This window comes from Pradoshia sp. Z5_111 (assembly GCF_058267535.1).
Genome location: NZ_JBZCPQ010000001.1, coordinates 456,086 through 474,723, shown reverse-complemented (window position 1 = coordinate 474,723; position 18,638 = coordinate 456,086). Strand labels below are relative to the sequence as shown.

The following is an 18,638-nucleotide window of genomic DNA, read 5'->3' as shown; positions in this document are numbered from 1 at the left end:
GAGATGAATTTCGATGAAGAGGGTAAATCTAGGAGTGTACATTAAAAAATACAATTTTGAAGATTATTCTATTGTAGAATTAAATAAAATTAAAGAATATATCTTTTTCAGCAATAATTTAAGTAAGTGGGATGTTGATTCCCTATTCAATACTTTAATGGATATAAAATATGATCGAATGGAATATGATTTTTGTGGGGATGAAAACAATTTATATATTAATATTAATCTAAAATATCCGGAGTATGGTGAAGAGGAAAATGCAGAGAATTATCCCCATTTGCAAGGAATACTACCTGTTATAGATGATTTTGTTGAAACTAAAAAGAATATCAATGTTTTTAACGAAGCTACATCCCCTAATGAGTACGTGGAAGAAGAAAACGGGCTACTAATGAAACTAGATACACATAATCTAGAGTTGTTAGAAAAGATGCAACTGCAACAGGCTGATTTCAAATATGAAGTAATCAGTGAAAAAGTATTTCGAGAAGAATCAGGTTATTCCGACCTTTGGACGGAAATAATAGTGTATGTGTCTAATATTCCTGACGTAATATTTAGTGGAGCATTGTATGATATTACAAAATGGACCTTTTTTAGATTAACATCTCCTTCAAAAGATGAAGATATTCGTGTAGCCAGTTCTAGTAAGATAAACTATAAAAAACTCAGAAAACAGATTGCTACAATGGTGAACCTTAAACCTGACGATTTAACTCTCAAAACAATGGATAAAGATAACTCTGAATATATATTTGAATTTAAAGCCAATAACTTAGAGATAGTGGTTATATGTTCGGAGAATGGATCAATCCAATCAATCGATACAAAAGAAAAATAAAAACAGGCAATCATATCCTCCGCGAATCAAAAGAGCCTTACTACATTAATCATAGTAAGACTCTTTTGATTTTTTCATATTAGATAAATAAAGCAATAGCAACAATCCTTACGAAAAGAGCCAAAATAGCCACCTCCAGAAAGAGTGGCTAGATTGTTATTAAACTAATGCCCCCTATAGTTTAAGTGTACTTGTTCACAAACTTTTTATTTCTGGAATGCTGCTCCTTTAGCGGTATAATTCTTAATCACAATTAGACATTCGCCAGAACAAACATAATCTTACTTTCTAAATAACTTATTGGTCCCAGATAACAATTACTTAAACTAGAATAGTGTTATTCCTTCTTCAATTAATGCACTCGTTAATTTAATAAGAGATCATTGAAATGTTTAATGATAATAGAGTTATTTAAAAATGAAACTGTCCCGCCTACCATTTATCGTGTACAGTTATAATAATAAACTACAAGAAATAAGTCGATTGACTACAGTTACATTTTAAAATAGAATTATTTACGCTACTGCATTTACCGCGGCAAAATTAAATAAGGATGGTAATGCATATGATTGAAATGAACGATTGGCTTGAGCAATTTAGTCAAAAACTTATTCAACAATTTGGCGAGGAGATTGTCTTTATAGGATTGCAAGGAAGTAGAGCGAGGGAAGAGGCAAAGCTAGACAGTGATATTGATGTAGTGGTCATTTTTAAAGAACTGACGATTGATCGATTATTATCGTATGAAGTCGTTACCCATACGATGCCAAACCGTCATTTACTTTGTGGTTTTATTTCGGGTGTAGACGAACTCCAAGCTTGGGATAAATCGGATTTATTTACCTTTGTCTATGATACAAAAGCAGTTTACGGTAGCTTGGAATTTTTAAAGAAACATATTCAACCGGAAGATATCAAGCGATTTGTTCGAACAGGTGCAGGAAATAGTTATCATATGACTTTGCACAATTATTTGCACACAAAATCAGTAGAGGCAATTAAAGCTATATTTAAAAATGCACGTTTCGTAATACAAGGAAAGCATTTTTTAAAATCAGAAATATTTCAATCAGATATAGGGGAGCTTATTCTAAATGCAGAAGAGCTTGATCGACAAGTATTAAGCCGTTTTTTAGAGATTCAACAAGGTATCCCTGTTCATTTACAACAAGATACAACGTTAATTTTTCATTGGGCAAAGGAAACGTTACAAGCAATGAAATGATAAAGACAAAATTGTGCGTTTTTGAACAAATTTTAAAAGCCTTATTACATTTATGTGTAGTAAGGCTTTTATTTTTCTGTATTAAAATTAAACGACTTTATTATCTTTGTACATATAGTTGCTTAATTCATAATAAAGTCGTTTGGTAATGGTAACATTCATTAGTGGTTTTCTCTTATTGAGCTAAACTGCCCCGTTTCTCCCATATAGAAATTCAACACAAAAAGGCATTAATCCTTCTTAGATCAATGCCACGATAATTAAGTACACTTATTCACAAACATAGTTTTTTCATACTTTATTTAATAATATTTGTTAACCTTTAATCTGTTCCACAATAGTATTAAAATCCTTCTTGCTATCTATATTCATAGACAGAGTTACACAATATTCATCAGGATCTTTTAGTATTAACTCCCTTGCATTCCAAGGACGATCAATAGGCCCTTCAATTACATTTGCCTTTTCTGTGATTGCTTTCTTTGAGAATATACTAATCTCATTCACAGTAAAATTTAATACAACTCCAGCACCTTTTCCTTTATCTTTTGAAGAGGTAGCAACTAACATAAGATCTTGATACTGTTCCCCCCTAATATGGGCCATAACAATATTACCTTCATTATCAGGCAATTCAAAAACCAAATTAAAACCCAGAACTTTTTTATACCAATTTATTGATTTCTCCATATTACATACTTCAAGTTTTACAAATAACGGCATAGGATATGCTTCCAACGCTTACACTCTCCTTTGATTAAGATATACTCAGCATAATCTGTCACCTAACGTCAAGGTCAAGAGTGTTTCGAGTTTCTTACTGGTTTTTCTTTTTAAGCTAACCTGCCCCTTTAGTACAATAGATTCAACCAAAAAAGCATTAATCCTTCTTAGATCAATGTTTCGTTGGAAGCAATCTTCGCAAATGGATTTACCTTCGTTTTTTGAGGTAGTAGTGTATCTGTCTTTGCAAAAAAATAAAATGGTAAGATTTATGAATACTCATATGATTCGCAATAAATTTTAAACAATCAAAAATGTTATAACGAATCTTTTAATTGTATAATTATTATTTATTAGTGATCTAATTAGTGTTAAAAACAGAATTGATGATAATATAAAAAAGGCAACTCTCTAGAGAGTTGCCTTTTTTATAGGTATCTTTGTTCATTAATCGTTTTTAATCTGAATCACATTAATTTTTATCATAAGAAAATAAGTGCTATAAAAACAAATTATCTTAGAGGAATTATCCAAACTGTTCACGGTATTCGTCAAATTCTTTTGACCATTTTAAAAATTGATTCTCGGTATTATCTCCATAACCGTAATTATCGTGAAAATTTTTATGGCAAACAGAACAAAGTGTTGCACCATTAGTTACATCATTCCTTCTTTCTCGGCACCAATTATATCCATCTTTATGATGAGCAGCTACACCTTCTGTATCTCCACATTTAATACAAGTATGATTATCTCTCATCAAAACTTGCTTCCTCCATTGCTTATATTCATAATAGCTTCTTCCTTTTAAACGTTCTTCCATCGTAATATCAGGATTTAATCGATGAATACAACCAGGTCCACAACACTTTGTTCTTTCCGAAGATAATGTACTATAGTTTTTCTCTATAAGTTTGCCACAATCACACTTACAAAGATATCTTCTTCCCGTTGGATTAGTCTTATTAACTTCCTTAATAATTGTTAAGTGGCTGTATCGCTTACCAATAACATCAATTTTCCACTTGCCACAATCAACACCACAGGAATTATAGTCACCTGTTTTTAATTTTCCTAATAAAAATGGTCTTTCTTTACCACATTCACATCTACATATCACTACACGTCGTTTACCATATTTGGTATCTTTCATCCCTCCATCTGCAATTATTGTTAAAAATCCGAATTGATCTCCAATTGAGTAGCCTGAATGTAAAACACATTCTTCTTTACAAAAATAATTAACATTCTTTTCAATATAATGCAATGGTTTCTCAATGATTTCCCCACATTCACAGCCAGCACGGACATATAACCTTTTATAATTCACATTTGAAGATGATCTTTTATAACCAACTATCTCCAAAATTGTCAGACAACCGTATGTTTCACCTGTAACTTCAAAGCATTTCTTAATAATATTTTCATCCAAATTGGGGATATTTGGTATATTATCTAAATCACATTGAGGAATTTCCCAATAACCTGATTCTGATCTAAATGCATTGGGGAAATAACCACTTTCTAACCAACTATGCACATTGTATAGTTGGCAGTCTCTATATTTAAGTATATCTCCAGTTGATAAATATGGTAAATTCTCTTCTAGGTATTCCAATAAAATTTGGGCATCACTAGAAGACCAAATACCATTTGTACCATCTAAATTACAATTTTGTAATAGTTTAATGATATCAATTTCTTTTATATTAAAGATTGCCCCTAAATCTTTTCCAGAAAAATTCATATCCTTGTTTACAAATTCACTAAGATTTTCTCTTAATATTAACAAACTTTCCTTTCTTCCTTCTAACTTCTGTATCGTTTTTATTGTTGCTTTTACCTTAACAAGAGCATTTTTGTCAAATAAGTGCAAATCTTCCCTTTTAATATAGAAACATTTATTTACTTTTTTTGTACTAGGTATAATATTTTCTCTTAGAATTGAATGTACAAAAAAAGGTGCGTATCCAAAATGATTACAAATAAATGGAACATCGATATACTCATCAACATTTAAAAAATCCTCATAAATAAGAACATCTTTTATGGGAAGTACCATCTTTGACCTATTTTAAATGCACTTTTAATTTTTTTAGTAGTAATCAATTTTCTTAATTGATGGAAAGAAAGACCTAAATACTCTTGTAATTGATTTGAATTAATATATGTATTCGGATACAAATATTTTGTAATTTCAGTACAAGCAATTAAACACTCATTCTCTTCCTCCAATATATCAGTAAACTTTCTTTCGACTACCCAAGAATTCAAAATGCTTGAAGGGATATCTAACAGTATTGACGCTTCTAGGATTGTAAAATGGCTCTTCATAATATCCTCCTTAACTGATTGATATTATATGAAGAGCTGGTTAAATTATACATTTCTAATTTACAATTTACTTTTTGAATGATATAGAAACAAAATTATGAATAAAGGATAAACATTAGTAACATAATAAGACTCCAAGAAATCAAATGTATAATTCGAGTAAAGCATTCAGGATTCTCTTATTTAAGGTGTTAGAAACTACTACTTCCCGGAGGCAGTGGTTATACTGGCTATACCGATCAATCCATTTTGGTTAATAAAAACTTCTGTAATGAGTTCACCGTTTATTTAAACTAAAAAAGGCAGAAATGTTAAATTAACATTACTGCCTTTTTAATATTTTTATGATGCTTTCCCCTTATTTTGTTGATATCTGCTATATTTTTCTGTCCAAATTATTTATAATTACAAATAATTATAAATAATTATAAATAATTATAAATATCTAGTTGATTTAATAAATGATTGTCACTTGCTAGATTAAAGTAAGGAAGAATACAATAAAACAAAGGTTATATATGGAAGATTATTGTTGAATGAAGTTTCGAGAGCAGAAAAGGATGAAAATAGCAGAAAACTTAAACTTAATCTATCACCTATAAATATTTTAAAAGATCTAATGATCTATGATGAAACAAGAAATATACAACAACAATTCAATGAAATTAAAGGAACCCTCTTGAATATAGATCGAATGAAATGTTTGGCATACTACTTAAATATCGAGAGGAACACGGAGATTGTGATGTAATAAAAATAAAAAACTAAGTCATTGGGTACTAGAACAACGAATAAGATTTAAAAACGAGACTATATCAGATGAACAAATTAAAATTCTTGAATCTATTAATTTTAGTTGGTCTTTAGCTCCAAATGCTTGGGAATACATTTTCAATAAGTTAGCTTCAATTCAGAAAGAGTTAGGACATTGTAATTATTATGATGATCAAATTTTAGTCAAGTGGATGCAGAGACAACGTTCCACAAAGATACGATAATACGCTTGGATCTTGAGTTCAAAAACAACGCAAAAAAAAAAAGAAAAGGAATACTTTCCAAAGATAAAACGAGATGTTAAACAGGTTAGATTTTGATTAGGACTCACTTGAGGCCAATTGGAGTGGGCTGCTTAACATTTCGGATGACACTTTAAAAAAATGGATCTGGAAACCTAACTAACAAGTCAGAAAATCTACCACTTTATAAATGGGTGCGTTCTCAAATATTAAGTTTTAAACAAAATAAACTTGTGGAACACAATTATATCCGCTGTATTAATCACCAAATAAATCAGGAAAGCTATTTGTAAAATCAGTGGAGAGAGCCTTCTTTTCATTCCCTTTTTCTTGTATGTCTAGTATATTATTAAGATTGTTCTTGTCTCTTTCAATTGGACTTTTCGAGAGCACAGATACTTCTAGTAATTTCTTCTTGTAAAATTCGATATCGCCCTTAAAGATTTTCAGCTCTTGTTGTAAATCTGAAATTTGCTTTTTTAGATCTGATACTTGCTCTTTATGTTCGTGATAAGCTTGTGCATCTTCATAGAAATGTTGAATAGTTTCTTCGTACATTTGAAACGAAGCTATTAATTCTTTTTTGTTGTTCCAATGTGTTTCAACAATTTCAGAAATATTGGGAAATGGAACGTATTCTTTTGTACCCTTTCCACCTAAGTCAGTTTGAAACGAGCTTTTAAGTTTGTCGATTTTTTCACCCTTTCTTCTTCGCCATATCTGCCGCCCAATGCCCGTCTGCTTTTCCAACTGTGTGGGATTCAACTTATTTAATGGGTTTTTCTTCACAAATTGTAGTAATATTTCATCTAATTTCTCTTCCGAGATTGTCTCAGGTGCCCCAGGTTTAAGCCTCTTATTTTGCTTTTGTTTTTCACTCATAAATTTCATCCTCCAAAAAGCTGTCTACAATCGATTTCTTAATCATTAGCGATGAAATATCTCTTGATAGTGTTTTAAGCTCTTCATCTCCAACATTAAACCATTCAAGATTAGAGAAGTCATATTCCAAATCTTTTGAAGCTTCTTTCATAAATGCAATTTGTTCTCTTATCTTTTTCCCTAAGAGTCTAGAATGATCTGCAAACCATTTAATACATTTGGGCTCTTTTAATTCTTCTTCAGAAAGATAAAACCATTCTCCACCACATTGGCGGCATTCACCACCGTATGGACAACCAAAACTCTCAAGATCATATGTACAAGCACCATACGGGCTTAATTTATAAAAATGATCAAAATCACCTTTATCTTTAACTCTACTCTTTTTAACCAGGTAATTGTTTTCGTCAACATAATCTTTTGAATTCGAGTTGTGTTTCTTAAACCTACGTAACTGAGTTAAGCTAAAAACATAAGAGTCAGCAAATTCATCCATATGTTTCTGATAGTGTAACTGGGCATTAATCGTTCTATGACCACCTAATCTCGCAATTGTTAGTTCATTAATACCTTGTAATTTTAAATTCATAAAGGCATAATGTCTTGTGTCCATAGGCTTTATTTTTTCAATATTATATTTATTGCAATACTTACCCACAACAATGTAGTCATAGAAACGATTTAAAAGAGAGGTAAATCTGTCTTTATGCCAATAAGCAGAATAATCTTTAGTCATTTCCATTGCAGCTATATATGCTTTTGTCGAAAGTAATTGTTCAGTATCTCCATAACTATCAGTTAAATGAATATATTCCAATATAATATTATAAACATCCTCATTAATAGGAACTACATCTTCTATTGATAAATCACGTTTATGTCTTGGTTGTTGTTTTTGTCTAGGTAACTGGATATAAAACTTATCATTTTTTTTAATTAAACAATCTCTTTTAATATCGAGAAATTCTTGTGTCCTAAGTGGAATAATATTAGTTAGTTTCCACCATATAATAATCGGAAAGTAAAGTAATTTCTCTTTATGGCTCCAATCTTTTTGAAAATCCTCAACAGTCTTACTAAATAACAATAAATCCTCAAATTTAACCAGCTTTCTAATTCCGGCTCTATTAGGTTGAAATATATCCATTGAAGATTTAATCTCTTCTAATACCGGATGATTTATAAACGAGACAAACTCTTTAATAGCGTTTGACATTTCATAGGGCTTTTTTGAATCTGATACCACATCTTCTAAATAAGAAATTTTTTCTTCTTTAAAACCATTTGTTGCAAGTATTGCATTTTTAATATAATTCACTCTTTTTTGGACGGCTGATGGTGTAATTCTTGTTCTCTCAATCACTGCATAAACTTTTAATGCAGATTTTAATTCTTTAAACGTATCAATATCAAATATAATATTTCTTTTATTTCCTTTTGATAAGTCTAACTTAAAACACCAGATTTGAGATGAATATTCACAATCAACAATCCATCCTTCTTTTTTATATTGTTCAAATTGTTTCTTTGCTTCTAACTCTGTTGAAGAATTGTATGCACTTTGAACAAATGTAAAAATTTCTGTTTGATTTACTTTTAATAAACTCTTTTTAATGCTTAAGGCCATTTACTCACCCTCCTTTTTAATATAACGTTTAATACTTTCTATTCTTGCTGTAGCAGTTGAAAGTTTTTCTTTTAAAACTTTTAGATTGATAAACTCATTAACGTACTCTTTATTCAAATCAACTGTAGCCTCATTTAATCGATCTAACAAGGCGTTTAGGACACTTAAATCTCTAACAACATTCCCCCACATTGTCGCTTTAGATAGTGAATCTATTTTTTCGTCTAATTCGTCTTTTAGTGATTGCAACACGCTAGCTTTGGGAATTGCCATTAGACAAGTTGAACAACTAGTAGATTCAGGTATTTTACAATGTGGATATGTTAAACAGTGATAGTCTTTATGCTTTGAAGACATTTCACCAAGATATAACTTATCAATAATATCTCGAAGTTTTTCTTTCGGCTGCCTAAGAATTTCTATAGCTAACGTCTCTTTTTGATGCTGTCTACTTCGGATAAACTTTGCCATCCCTTCGAGCACCACAGGTTGGTATTTAGTTTTAAATTCTTTAATTAATACAGTTTCACCGGTTAAAGAAAGCTCTCTACCTTCTAAATCTTTTGCTCCACTAAGAAGTAAAGAGTATAAATAACCAAATTCCCCACGTTCGAATAACTCTACTGCAATATCATCAATAGGCCCATCCTCATTTGATTGTCGGATATAAATTTGAGTGACTTCTGAATATACTCTATTGGGAGCTACCTTATGGTTTCTTATATTTTTGCTAAGTTCATACGCTGTATAAGCATAGCCGCCTTTTTTATAAATACTATAATATAAATGTTCAACAAGTGAGCGATTCATTTTTAAGGATGAGAAATGAATTAAATCCTCTCTTTTACCAAAAAACAGATGAAAAGGCTTATCATATGGAATATTGTACTTTGTTTTAAAGTTAATTAATATTCCATCCTTTTCTGCATCACTATGAAGTTGTGAAATAGCATATGCTGTAGCCATTGGTATTCTTAGACTTTTATTGACATAAAAGCTTCTTCTAAATTTCGTTTTAGAAACTATTAATTTAACCATTCTGTGCTTTTCGATTTGAGCCAGAATTTTACAAGCCTGGTCTTCAGATAGTTTATTAAAGCGAAAATAATCCATATTTGTAATACCCATATCTATGATATTAATCTTTGGAAGTCTTATAACATCACCGTGTCTCCAAGCATTTGTCATATGTATAGCAGTATACAGCCAAGTAATAGCATAGTCTCTGGAATGAATTGCTTTTTCAATATGCCTTTCATAGCTCTTGACATAATAATAATAGTTAAGAAAAAGCTCAAATTCATAAACCCTCTCTTTTTCATCTATCTCTTTTGATTCACCTTTATTTATTTTATAATTATTTTTATACTTAGTTTCTTGTACACATTTAAAATGGTTAATAAAACCAGCGAGAAAAATTTTATCATTTTGATTTAATTCTTCACTTGCAAATAACAATTGTAATTCGTCGTCTGTATAATCCGCTAATTCTTTATTTAAAAATTGAATGTAGTTTTCTAGTCTAATCACACAATTTCTTGCCTTTGAGGCTAGAGATTTTATACTTGCCTTACTATTTACAATGATATTTTGAGAATAATCTATATACACATCCACTGTATGAACTAAATACTCTGGAATGATTAATTTCTGAGCTCCTTCATTAAATATTTCTAATGGATCAGTAGCAGATGAGTATCTATATTCGTTTAATCCATCAATATACTTCACCACACTTACTCTTTTGGCGAAATTCACCGGCCCTTGCTTATAAGAATATTTTTTGATATATATATCATCAAACTTTTTAGCAGAGAATAATTTTCTTACAGTATCTATCGATATATTATAAGGAAAAAGTCCTGTTATCTCATTTGTCGAAAGATAATCATTTTCTTTTAAAAAATTTACCTCATCTTCTGCTTTTTTCTTAAATTCTATAACCTTATCTTTATGGTTTGCTACAATAGTCTTTCCATCTGATGTTAACCCGTTTAAAGTTTCTCCGAAAGTTCCATTATTTCTTAGTTTCGTTATTGCTTTACGATCTATTCCATTCAATAGGTCAATTATTTCATTTGTACTAATATAACCATCCGGAATACTCCTCATATTTACATAAGAATTAGCAAATGCTTTAGGGATTCGTATTAATTTATCAAAACGGGTAGAAAATATCCCAATTGGTTTTTCCTTCTTAATTGCTTTCCGCCAGAAATTAGAACTATACGAATATTTTGTTGTTAATTGCTTAGGGCTGTAATAGTTATATTCTATGTCTTGAAGTAATTTTTTAAATGTATTCACTGACATTTTTGACAATAATAGTGTTTTATTCTTTTTAGTAGAATTGGGTCCAAAATAAAATTGAAATCCACACTGTCTAATTGTTAGATAGGAATACAATGTGGACGTTTTTAAATTCAATTCATTTGCTGCGTCTTTAAGAGTAATCAAATTATCCTTTATTTTGTGGTATTCCTCTTCCGACATTTTATTCATTATTTTTTCACCTCTCTTTCAAATAAGTCTTCTAATCCTTGATTCATTTTATTGATTGACTTTTTGGTATTAATTAAATAAGGATAAACTGATTCAGGTGAATTATCCCTTCTTGCACGCATTATTTCTACTATATGGTTACATTCTTCTGCTATATTATTTGAGTATGTCCCCCTTCCTATATGAGTACTCCATTTAAGAGACTGATAGTTTAAAGCATATAATTTATCATCTGGATTGTCCGAATTCTTTAGTTTTTCAATAAAAGCTTTTTTTACCTTATTAAACTTGTGGTTGAAAGTTTGATATTGCATAGCTCTCCCGCGTTTATTAACAAAGAGACTATCTGAATCATCTATTGGATCTGGGAATCTATCTATATGTGTTTTATATAGTATTTTTAATAAATCTTTAACTGCATCTATTGGTTGTACACCGGGTGATTTAACTCTATTACCACTACCTTTTGCATATTTTGCATTAGTTTCTAATTTAACGATGAGACCGTGTTCTCCAAATACCCCCAATTTCTTTATTTCACTTCGTTTAACTGACATCACCTCAGAACCCCTCAGCCCTCCAAAGCAAGATAAGTAAATACCTAAAGCTATATCATCTGCAACAATAAGTGCAGTTTTTATAAATGGGATAACGTGATGTTCCTCTAAGGTTCTTGCTTTAGTATCTTCAAGATCTATTGGTGGTAGAAATTGCATCTTAGGTTTAAAGAATGACTCAAGCGTTTTTTTCTTAGTCCTATAATTGATACCTTCTTTGAAGTCTCCTTTATTAAAATGCTTTAAAACCCCTTTTAGAGTTAAATATTCGTAAAAGAGCATTATCGATGAATCGTAAGCATTTATTGTATTTCTTTTACATCCTTGCTCTCTTTTATGCTCTAAGAAATATAATCCGTGAATGATATTAAGATCTTCTATACTTTTCAATTTAAACAAAGGGTAACAGTCTATTAATGTGTAGTTTAAGAACGTAGATATATGTTTTGCTCTAGATAATTGAGTGTTATAAGTTTTCATTCTCCACTTATCATATATGAAGGAGGTTAAGGGGTGAGGTACTTCTCTCTTGTTCTCTTTATTCAAAAGAACTATAACTGCATAATCATATGTTTCTATCCCCATTCTACCTCTATCTTTTTCTATCTTTACATTTCTTACTTCAAATCTTAAATTTATATAGGGGTTAAATTCTATTATTCTGTTATCCTCCATATTTATCACCTCCATTAATAATATCTTTTAAAAATAGCAAGAATATCAATGTTCGGATTATTTTCTTTGTTGCTATTTTTAAAAATTAATATTGAGTTAAGGGTTCCTATCTATTTAAATCTCCACCTGTCTTTTTCGTACATTATTACCAATATAATCCATATATTCTATATTCAGTATATCACTTTTATAATTTATGTACATCTATTGTTTGATGCTCTTTAGTAGATGCTTAATGTTTTTATATATCGCATTATGTACATACTCTTTTTCAAAAATTAGTTGAACAAAATAAAAAAACCTTTAATTATAAGGTTTTAGTCAGTTAAGGAAAATATAATTGTGTACGGTACTTAATATGTTCAAAGATTAATAGATAACGTGTATACTTCCGGTGTTGAAACCTCTAATTTACTTGATAATAAGCTCAATGGCTCAGCTTGCTGAAATACTGGAAGAACGAAGGTCCCTCCTCCTCGTACAATTTTGATTCGATTACCTGATTCATCAACATGTACATTTTTACTGCCTAAGTAACTGCCTGTGACAATCAATGCTTCATCAGGTCCAGCTGTTCTATATTTTGTAACAAAAACTCCTATAAGGGCTAATATAATAAATACCACTGCCCCAATAATACCGTAGATTAATGTCATACTACTCCCACTCTCCTATCCCAGTTCATTTAATTCTTCATGTGGACTGACATGCAGAACACCATTTTGGATATCAATGATTAATACCTTTGTCTCAGATGGTATCGCTTCTTGGTCAAAACTTACGGCCGGCTTCGAAAACGTTCCGCTTTTACTTGTTATTAATACTTCACCATACCCGTTAACAGGTACTGATGTTATCACTTTTCCTAATCGTCCCTTTAGTTCTTCCTCTGTTATCGTTAAAGATTCATGAGCAAGAGACAAGGGCACTAAAACGAATAGATTAATAATAGAGACAAGTATAAAAGCGATTGCGAAGGAAATTAAAAAAATGGGAAGTGCCCGTAATGAGGTTAAAGATACAAGCACATACCCTGATCCGCTTGTAATGGTCAAAAAGCTTAGAATAAGGGTTGGGTTTAAAAAATCAGGGAGGTCTAATCCGGCAAACAGATCATTAAATAATATGAAGAAAAACGTAAGGATACCGGAAATAATCAGTGAATATAAGAAAAAATCAGCTAATTCCACCCCTAAAAATTCCATACTAATCAACCCTTTATCAGTTATTTTCCGCTATTCAATGAATCCTTTAATCTTTGTAATTCTGATTCAACTAATTTTTCGGTTTCCATCTTTTTAAACTCATTATCAATTTCAAGGTGATTACTTTTAAGCTCTTTACTGACTTCCGCTTCTGCTTCATATTCCATAACTTTTTGTTCCATTCGTTCGAATCCAGCTTTCGCCGAATTTCGATTTTCTATATGGAAAGAACGATTTACTGAAGTTTGTACTTTAGCAGAAAGCGCTCTTGCCTTTAATGTATCTCTGCGCATCACAAGTTCCTGATAATCAGCTTTCATTTCTCGCAGTCGATTTTGTAGATCTGTGACATTTTGTTTAGCCTGTTCATGCAGATTTCCCAATGAGGCAAGCTCAGTCCCGAGCTGAAGTTTGTTTTCTAAAGCTTGTTTTGCAAGCGTCTCTTTACCAGCTTGAATGGCTTCCATTGCCTGAGTATTACGTTTTTCAATCAGTAATTTTAAATCGGTGATTTTTCTGTGGGTTAATTTCTCCTCAGCCATGACCTTTGCAGTTGTCTTCTCTGCTTCTTCAATTTCATGATTCATATCTCTTAGGTATTGATCGGCCATTTTTATGGGATCTTCTGCTTTTTCAATGAGTGCATATAATTCTGAACTGACCACCGTCTTCATTCGCTTAAAAAACTCAAACATCTTATCAACCTCCCAGGATAATCTTACCATTTTATACGATTGAATATCACTGAAAGTTTCAATTATTTTGAAATATTATAATAATTTACAAAATATTTATAAGTGAAATACGATGGTTATTCACACCAGGAATAATCTAATCATGCTTATTGCTCAATCTTTTACTCAACAATAACCTTTATAGTAAGCTTAAAAAATAACGCCATAGTTATTCTGAAAGGAGATTTTCAGTGAATATAGAAAAACCAGAATCAATCAATGCAATTATAAGTGACTTGAATAATGAAATAAGCTACTCATTATCTACTCTTTCACCGTTTAAAAAATCACCTGAAGAGTTAAAAGCGGCTACCCAATTGGCAAAATTAAGAGATTCAGATATAATGGCCATTTCGTCAATGGCTCGTATATTGATTTCTCAAAACCAACACCTAACAGATCAACAAATAGCATCCAAACTAATAAAAGAACTATCCAATTCTCATCCGAATCGTTTCATCAAAAAAATATGCAAAAAGATGGCAAAGCAAAAGTGGAGTGAAAAACATGAGACAGAATGACATTCATCATTTATGGGACAAAATTAAGCCAATCACATCAGACCCCATTATCCAACAACAATTCTGGAACATTCTAGTCAAACTAATTGAAAACGAACGAAATCTTCAAAATCAACTCCCAAAACAGAAGGAAGAAGTGTAAAAAAAGGTTTCCAGAAAACCTGGAAACCTTCTAAATATCTATTTCTTTTCTTGCACCCGGATTGTGTACGGTGACAAAGAAGCAGAACCTTGAGCATCTTTTAATTTTATATAATAGGTACCTTTTTTAAGACTGATATTTAAAACTTCTGTATCATTTCCAGCATATCGGTCAGAGCCGGCGATTTTTTTGCCATTTTGATAAACCTCAAAGGCTCCATCCAATTCCCTGCCGCCACTTAAAGTGATTTGACCGCTGAAAGCTTTATCCACTGTAAGCTTGTACCAGTCTTCATCATTTTTCTTTGTATTAAATGCGTTAAATCGGCCTGTTTTCTCCCATTTTCCCTTCGATTTCTTAAAGCTGATTGGTTTTGATGGTTTATTTTTCTTAATAACAGTCCCGGCATCTTCATCTTTGTGATTCACTTGACTGAGCTTAAACGTATATTGTGTTAAAGAGAATGGTAAAAATTCGCCATCACCCATAATCGCAATAAAATACGCTTTACCCTTTTGGAAATAATGTGAGCCATATGCACCTGCAGGATCATAATAGGAATCTATATATTTAATCGTATCTAAATCTGCATCATCTACATTCTTGTTATTATTTTTATCTTCCATTACGGCAATATACGAATAAACATCACCTTTAACTAGTGCAGGGAGTCCTGATGTGCTTGGTTTATTATTATCCACCGTTAAAGCATAGTTGCCTGATGTTTTAGCTGTGTATCGATAAAGATCCATATCGGCATATTTTGCGTAGTCGCCTTTAACAGTCGTAGCAGGAAGAGTCTTTACGTTTTTCATAGAATCGTTGTTCTCGTATTTATCAGCAGGCTTACCTACTAATCTTGATTCAAAGAAATATTTATCCGTAGAATAGGATTCAGACATCCAATCCATCTCAACCTTCATATAATACGTTTTCCCAGCTTCAAGTGAGGCATAAAAAGTATTAAGCTTTGCTCCCGTATACCAATCATAATTTTCTGCAACTGTCTCAAGTACACGGATCGTATTACCGTTTTCCCCTTCATATTCCACAGCCTGGTAAATGGAGAAGAAATGTTTAGCTGTACCTAAATCAAAAGCATGGATTCCTGCTGATGTTACATTGACTTTATACCAATCTTCCTCATAACGTGACTGTAAATAACCTGATTTTTCACTTGTTAATTTATATGAGAGGGCCATTTCATCCAGCATTTCAATTACAGAATCGTCTCCCTCTTCTTCTTCCCAGTATTCTTCATCATCACCAATATATTCTCCTTCTTCGTCATACCCTTCACGATCATATATGGAATGAATTCCATCCTCATCCTCTGGCATTTTGACCAGGCTGGCTTTGAAAGTATAAGGATCAGCGTTTTGGCGAATTGCACCAGTTATCTTGGTAGCCGATGTTTCAAATCCTTCCGAGAAGATATAATAGTCAGTAAAGCTTTCGGAATATCCCTCATATTTGTTAGATATTTTTATAGTATAGGTAGTTTTAGGCTCAGCAGTGAAGACATCCTGTTCACTTTCACCGATGGTACCGCTGTTAATTTCACGTTCAAGGATATTTACATGCGTTGGTCCATCTTCTTGGTTACCATCCTCTACGTCTTCAGCTGCTTCCTTATTAATTTCCACAGTTTCCGTAATCTTCTCGTCATCCTCAATCTCTTCTTCATCTCTAATGTCTGTCAGTGCATAGACAAATATGCTGACGTCTGCACCAGGTGTACCATTTACAGAAAGCTTAATGTTTTCCTCTTTTTCACCAGTTGTAAATTGAAAATAATCATCATCTCCATTTTCGCCAACAAGATGCATTTTTTTACCTGTTGTATCATAGGACAATTTAGGTATTATAATCGGGTTTTCTTTACCGGATTCATCTTTTGAAACAGTTACTTTTTTGAATACTAATTCATATTCAGATAATTTGCTTCCGGCGACATCGTAATTTCCGCTAATATCTTTTACACCAATGGTCAAAGTACCATCGTATGGTGCTTTAAAGTAATAGCCCTCTGTTTTACCCTCACTGACATCATCGATTTTTTTCGTGCTTGATTTATCTTTTCCATACATATTTACGAGTAATTGGGAATCAAATACTTTAGAGCCTTTTAAATTAATTTGATATGTTTCACCTTTTTTTACGGTATGCTTGATCCAGTGCTGCTCCAATGGTTTCATAAATGTTTTTTTCACCGTATAGCTGTTGCCAACCGTTTTAGCATTTTTCATAATCGTATCCTTATTCCACACGGCAGCAGTTAAGGATGGAATTTTTTTAATATCAAAGCTTAGAGCAGAGGATGGATTGACTAGTCCATATCCATATTTCTTATCGTAGCCCTTCGTACTTAAATCACTAGCTGTTTTCTTTAAAATGTATTCTACCTGTTCCGGTTTTAATTTTGGATATTTAGATAACAGCAAGGAAACCGTTCCAGTCACCATCGGAGCTGCCATCGATGTGCCGCTCAATGAAGCAAAAGTCGACTTTTTCTCATAATCATAGATTGGTGCATAAATATTATCCCCAGGTGCTACTATATCTGTCGAAACACCATAGGATGACCAGGATGTCAGTGTTTTGCTTTTATTTACAGCTCCGACACTAATGACTCCTTCATAGGCAGCAGGGTAACTTTTCATATCAGCTCCTTCATTACCAGCCGCAGCAACAATCACAATTCCAGCCGCTTTCGCTTTTTTGATTGCGGCTTCAAGAACTGGTGAACTGAATGGGCCGCCTAAGCTCAAATTGATTACCTTCGCTTTCTTTTTAATTGCATATAAAACACCTTCTGCGATATTGTAATCGTACGCACCCATTTCTCTATTAAATACATCAATAGATAAAACCGAAGCATTTGGATTGATGCCATAACCGCCAATTCCATTATTCTTCTCAGCTGCAATTATGCCGGCTACATGTGTTCCATGATACTCAGGCAATGATGCGTTAACTGGATTATGGATATTATAGCTTGATACAATTTTGTTTTTTAATTCAGGGTGATTTTTATCAATTCCCGTATCAATCACAGCCACCAATACTTTATTTTTCCCTGCTTTTTTCTGTGCCGCAGGTAAGTTTAACAACTTGTTATAATATTGTTGACTGATCTTAGGATCGGTTTTGACAGAAGAAGTTTTATACTTAACGCTCGGCGCAATCGATGTGACCGAATTAGACTTACTTAATTCCGTATAAGCTTGTTTAGCTGCGGATGCTGTTTTGAATTTAACAACTGAATAACCAAGATTCCCGCCAGCCTTTACCACTTTACCCTTATATTTGGTCAGAGTTTTCTTAGATAACGGTCCACTATGCTCAATAACCAAGGTGTCTGCCTGAATATATTCGTCATATTTCTTCGTTGTTGGTTTGTCCATTTTTTCGGAACTGCGGATTTCATCTCCCTTTTGGTTTATTGAACTCACCTTTGCCGCAGCAAATACCCCACTTGTGCCCGATGTTAGAAGTAAAGCGGCAGTAGCTATGACAGTTACTAATTTTTTCATTCTTTCTCCCCTTTTTGTCTTCACTGATTTTTAAATTGAAGACTATTACCAATTCGTTACATTTATGCAAAAAACCTGCTGTTAATTATGAAAAAGATTCGACATAATTCTTTCT

Annotated in this window: 15 protein-coding genes and 2 pseudogenes; 6 read left to right on the top strand and 11 right to left on the bottom strand. The window is 32.1% G+C overall.

What is annotated here, in order from left to right; all coding sequences use genetic code 11:
- Positions 1-13 precede the first annotated feature (13 nt).
- Both AC4D4A_RS02285 and AC4D4A_RS02280 read left to right on the top strand, forming a co-directional pair.
- Positions 14-844, top strand: coding sequence for a hypothetical protein (locus tag AC4D4A_RS02285; RefSeq protein WP_490994397.1), 831 nt, complete (start codon positions 14-16; stop codon positions 842-844).
- A 565-nt stretch (positions 845-1,409) separates the two neighbouring features.
- Entirely contained in the window at positions 1,410-2,069 is a 660-nt protein-coding gene (locus AC4D4A_RS02280) for a nucleotidyltransferase domain-containing protein (RefSeq protein ID WP_490994396.1), read from the top strand.
- A gap of 315 nt (positions 2,070-2,384) precedes the next feature.
- Here the strand turns inward: AC4D4A_RS02280 and AC4D4A_RS02275 are convergent, their stop codons facing one another.
- The 3 genes from AC4D4A_RS02275 to AC4D4A_RS02265 all read right to left on the bottom strand — a co-directional run bounded on the left by AC4D4A_RS02275 (position 2,385) and on the right by AC4D4A_RS02265 (position 5,126).
- Complete coding sequence (locus AC4D4A_RS02275; protein ID WP_490994395.1) at positions 2,385-2,807, bottom strand: VOC family protein; 423 nt, start codon at positions 2,805-2,807, stop codon at positions 2,385-2,387.
- Between the two features lie 511 nt (positions 2,808-3,318).
- The gene (locus tag AC4D4A_RS02270) at positions 3,319-4,854 is read right to left on the bottom strand and encodes an HNH endonuclease (RefSeq protein WP_490994394.1); all 1,536 of its coding nucleotides are present in this window, start codon (positions 4,852-4,854) and stop codon (positions 3,319-3,321) included.
- Positions 4,839-5,126: a helix-turn-helix domain-containing protein gene (locus tag AC4D4A_RS02265; RefSeq protein ID WP_490994393.1), complete on the bottom strand. Its 288-nt coding sequence runs from the start codon at positions 5,124-5,126 to the stop codon at positions 4,839-4,841. Before AC4D4A_RS02265 ends, AC4D4A_RS02270 begins: the two co-directional genes overlap by 16 nt.
- A 532-nt stretch (positions 5,127-5,658) precedes the next feature.
- On the opposite strand from AC4D4A_RS02265, the gene AC4D4A_RS02260 reads away from it, so the two are divergent.
- Together AC4D4A_RS02260 and AC4D4A_RS02255 are read left to right on the top strand one after the other, a co-directional pair.
- Positions 5,659-5,877, top strand: a complete 219-nt coding sequence (locus AC4D4A_RS02260) for a hypothetical protein (RefSeq protein WP_490994392.1) — start codon at positions 5,659-5,661, stop codon at positions 5,875-5,877.
- A 13-nt stretch (positions 5,878-5,890) separates the two neighbouring features.
- A pseudogene (locus AC4D4A_RS02255) lies at positions 5,891-6,124 on the top strand (helicase associated domain-containing protein); the annotation flags it as partial.
- A 276-nt stretch (positions 6,125-6,400) separates the two neighbouring features.
- Here AC4D4A_RS02255 and AC4D4A_RS02250 read toward each other — a convergent pair.
- The 7 genes and pseudogenes from AC4D4A_RS02250 to AC4D4A_RS02220 all read right to left on the bottom strand — a co-directional run bounded on the left by AC4D4A_RS02250 (position 6,401) and on the right by AC4D4A_RS02220 (position 14,285).
- Entirely contained in the window at positions 6,401-7,024 is a 624-nt protein-coding gene (locus AC4D4A_RS02250; RefSeq protein WP_490994391.1) for a hypothetical protein, read from the bottom strand.
- Positions 7,017-8,651 carry a site-specific integrase gene (locus AC4D4A_RS02245; RefSeq protein WP_490994390.1) on the bottom strand — a complete coding sequence of 545 codons (1,635 nt, stop codon included), beginning with the start codon at positions 8,649-8,651 and terminating at the stop codon, positions 7,017-7,019. Before AC4D4A_RS02245 ends, AC4D4A_RS02250 begins: the two co-directional genes overlap by 8 nt.
- Entirely contained in the window at positions 8,652-11,153 is a 2,502-nt protein-coding gene (locus tag AC4D4A_RS02240) for a hypothetical protein (RefSeq protein WP_490994389.1), read from the bottom strand.
- Positions 11,153-12,385 carry a hypothetical protein gene (locus AC4D4A_RS02235; protein WP_490994388.1) on the bottom strand — a complete coding sequence of 411 codons (1,233 nt, stop codon included), beginning with the start codon at positions 12,383-12,385 and terminating at the stop codon, positions 11,153-11,155. Before AC4D4A_RS02235 ends, AC4D4A_RS02240 begins: the two co-directional genes overlap by 1 nt.
- A gap of 380 nt (positions 12,386-12,765) precedes the next feature.
- Positions 12,766-13,041, bottom strand: a pseudogene (locus tag AC4D4A_RS02230) (flotillin family protein); the annotation flags it as partial.
- 15 nt (positions 13,042-13,056) lie between these two features.
- Positions 13,057-13,590 (bottom strand): NfeD family protein, encoded by a 534-nt coding sequence (locus AC4D4A_RS02225; protein WP_490994387.1) that lies wholly within the window; start codon positions 13,588-13,590, stop codon positions 13,057-13,059.
- Between the two features lie 20 nt (positions 13,591-13,610).
- Positions 13,611-14,285: a PspA/IM30 family protein gene (locus AC4D4A_RS02220; protein WP_490994386.1), complete on the bottom strand. Its 675-nt coding sequence runs from the start codon at positions 14,283-14,285 to the stop codon at positions 13,611-13,613.
- 230 nt (positions 14,286-14,515) lie between these two features.
- Between AC4D4A_RS02220 and AC4D4A_RS02215 the strand changes: the two genes are divergently transcribed.
- Positions 14,516-14,845 (top strand): hypothetical protein, encoded by a 330-nt coding sequence (locus tag AC4D4A_RS02215; protein ID WP_490994385.1) that lies wholly within the window; start codon positions 14,516-14,518, stop codon positions 14,843-14,845.
- On the top strand, positions 14,832-14,987 hold the full coding sequence (locus AC4D4A_RS02210) for a hypothetical protein (RefSeq protein ID WP_490994384.1): 156 nt from the start codon (positions 14,832-14,834) through the stop codon (positions 14,985-14,987). Before AC4D4A_RS02215 ends, AC4D4A_RS02210 begins: the two co-directional genes overlap by 14 nt.
- Positions 14,988-15,025: 38 nt before the next feature.
- Here AC4D4A_RS02210 and AC4D4A_RS02205 read toward each other — a convergent pair whose 3' ends face one another.
- Positions 15,026-18,523: a S8 family peptidase gene (locus AC4D4A_RS02205; RefSeq protein WP_490994383.1), complete on the bottom strand. Its 3,498-nt coding sequence runs from the start codon at positions 18,521-18,523 to the stop codon at positions 15,026-15,028.
- Positions 18,524-18,638 lie beyond the last annotated feature (115 nt).

Excerpts from the sequence above, each read along its gene's own strand:
- AC4D4A_RS02285 (WP_490994397.1), top strand. The coding sequence starts at position 14 with ATGAAGAGGGTAAATCTAGGAGTGTACATTAAAAAATACAATTTTGAA.
- AC4D4A_RS02280 (WP_490994396.1), top strand. The coding sequence starts at position 1,410 with ATGATTGAAATGAACGATTGGCTTGAGCAATTTAGTCAAAAACTTATT.
- AC4D4A_RS02270 (WP_490994394.1), bottom strand. The coding sequence starts at position 4,854 with ATGGTACTTCCCATAAAAGATGTTCTTATTTATGAGGATTTTTTAAAT.
- AC4D4A_RS02265 (WP_490994393.1), bottom strand. The coding sequence starts at position 5,126 with ATGAAGAGCCATTTTACAATCCTAGAAGCGTCAATACTGTTAGATATC.
- AC4D4A_RS02250 (WP_490994391.1), bottom strand. The coding sequence starts at position 7,024 with ATGAGTGAAAAACAAAAGCAAAATAAGAGGCTTAAACCTGGGGCACCT.
- AC4D4A_RS02245 (WP_490994390.1), bottom strand. The coding sequence starts at position 8,651 with ATGGCCTTAAGCATTAAAAAGAGTTTATTAAAAGTAAATCAAACAGAA.
- AC4D4A_RS02240 (WP_490994389.1), bottom strand. The coding sequence starts at position 11,153 with ATGAATAAAATGTCGGAAGAGGAATACCACAAAATAAAGGATAATTTG.
- AC4D4A_RS02235 (WP_490994388.1), bottom strand. The coding sequence starts at position 12,385 with ATGGAGGATAACAGAATAATAGAATTTAACCCCTATATAAATTTAAGA.
- AC4D4A_RS02225 (WP_490994387.1), bottom strand. The coding sequence starts at position 13,590 with ATGGAATTTTTAGGGGTGGAATTAGCTGATTTTTTCTTATATTCACTG.
- AC4D4A_RS02220 (WP_490994386.1), bottom strand. The coding sequence starts at position 14,285 with ATGTTTGAGTTTTTTAAGCGAATGAAGACGGTGGTCAGTTCAGAATTA.
- AC4D4A_RS02210 (WP_490994384.1), top strand. The coding sequence starts at position 14,832 with ATGAGACAGAATGACATTCATCATTTATGGGACAAAATTAAGCCAATC.
- AC4D4A_RS02205 (WP_490994383.1), bottom strand. The coding sequence starts at position 18,523 with ATGAAAAAATTAGTAACTGTCATAGCTACTGCCGCTTTACTTCTAACA.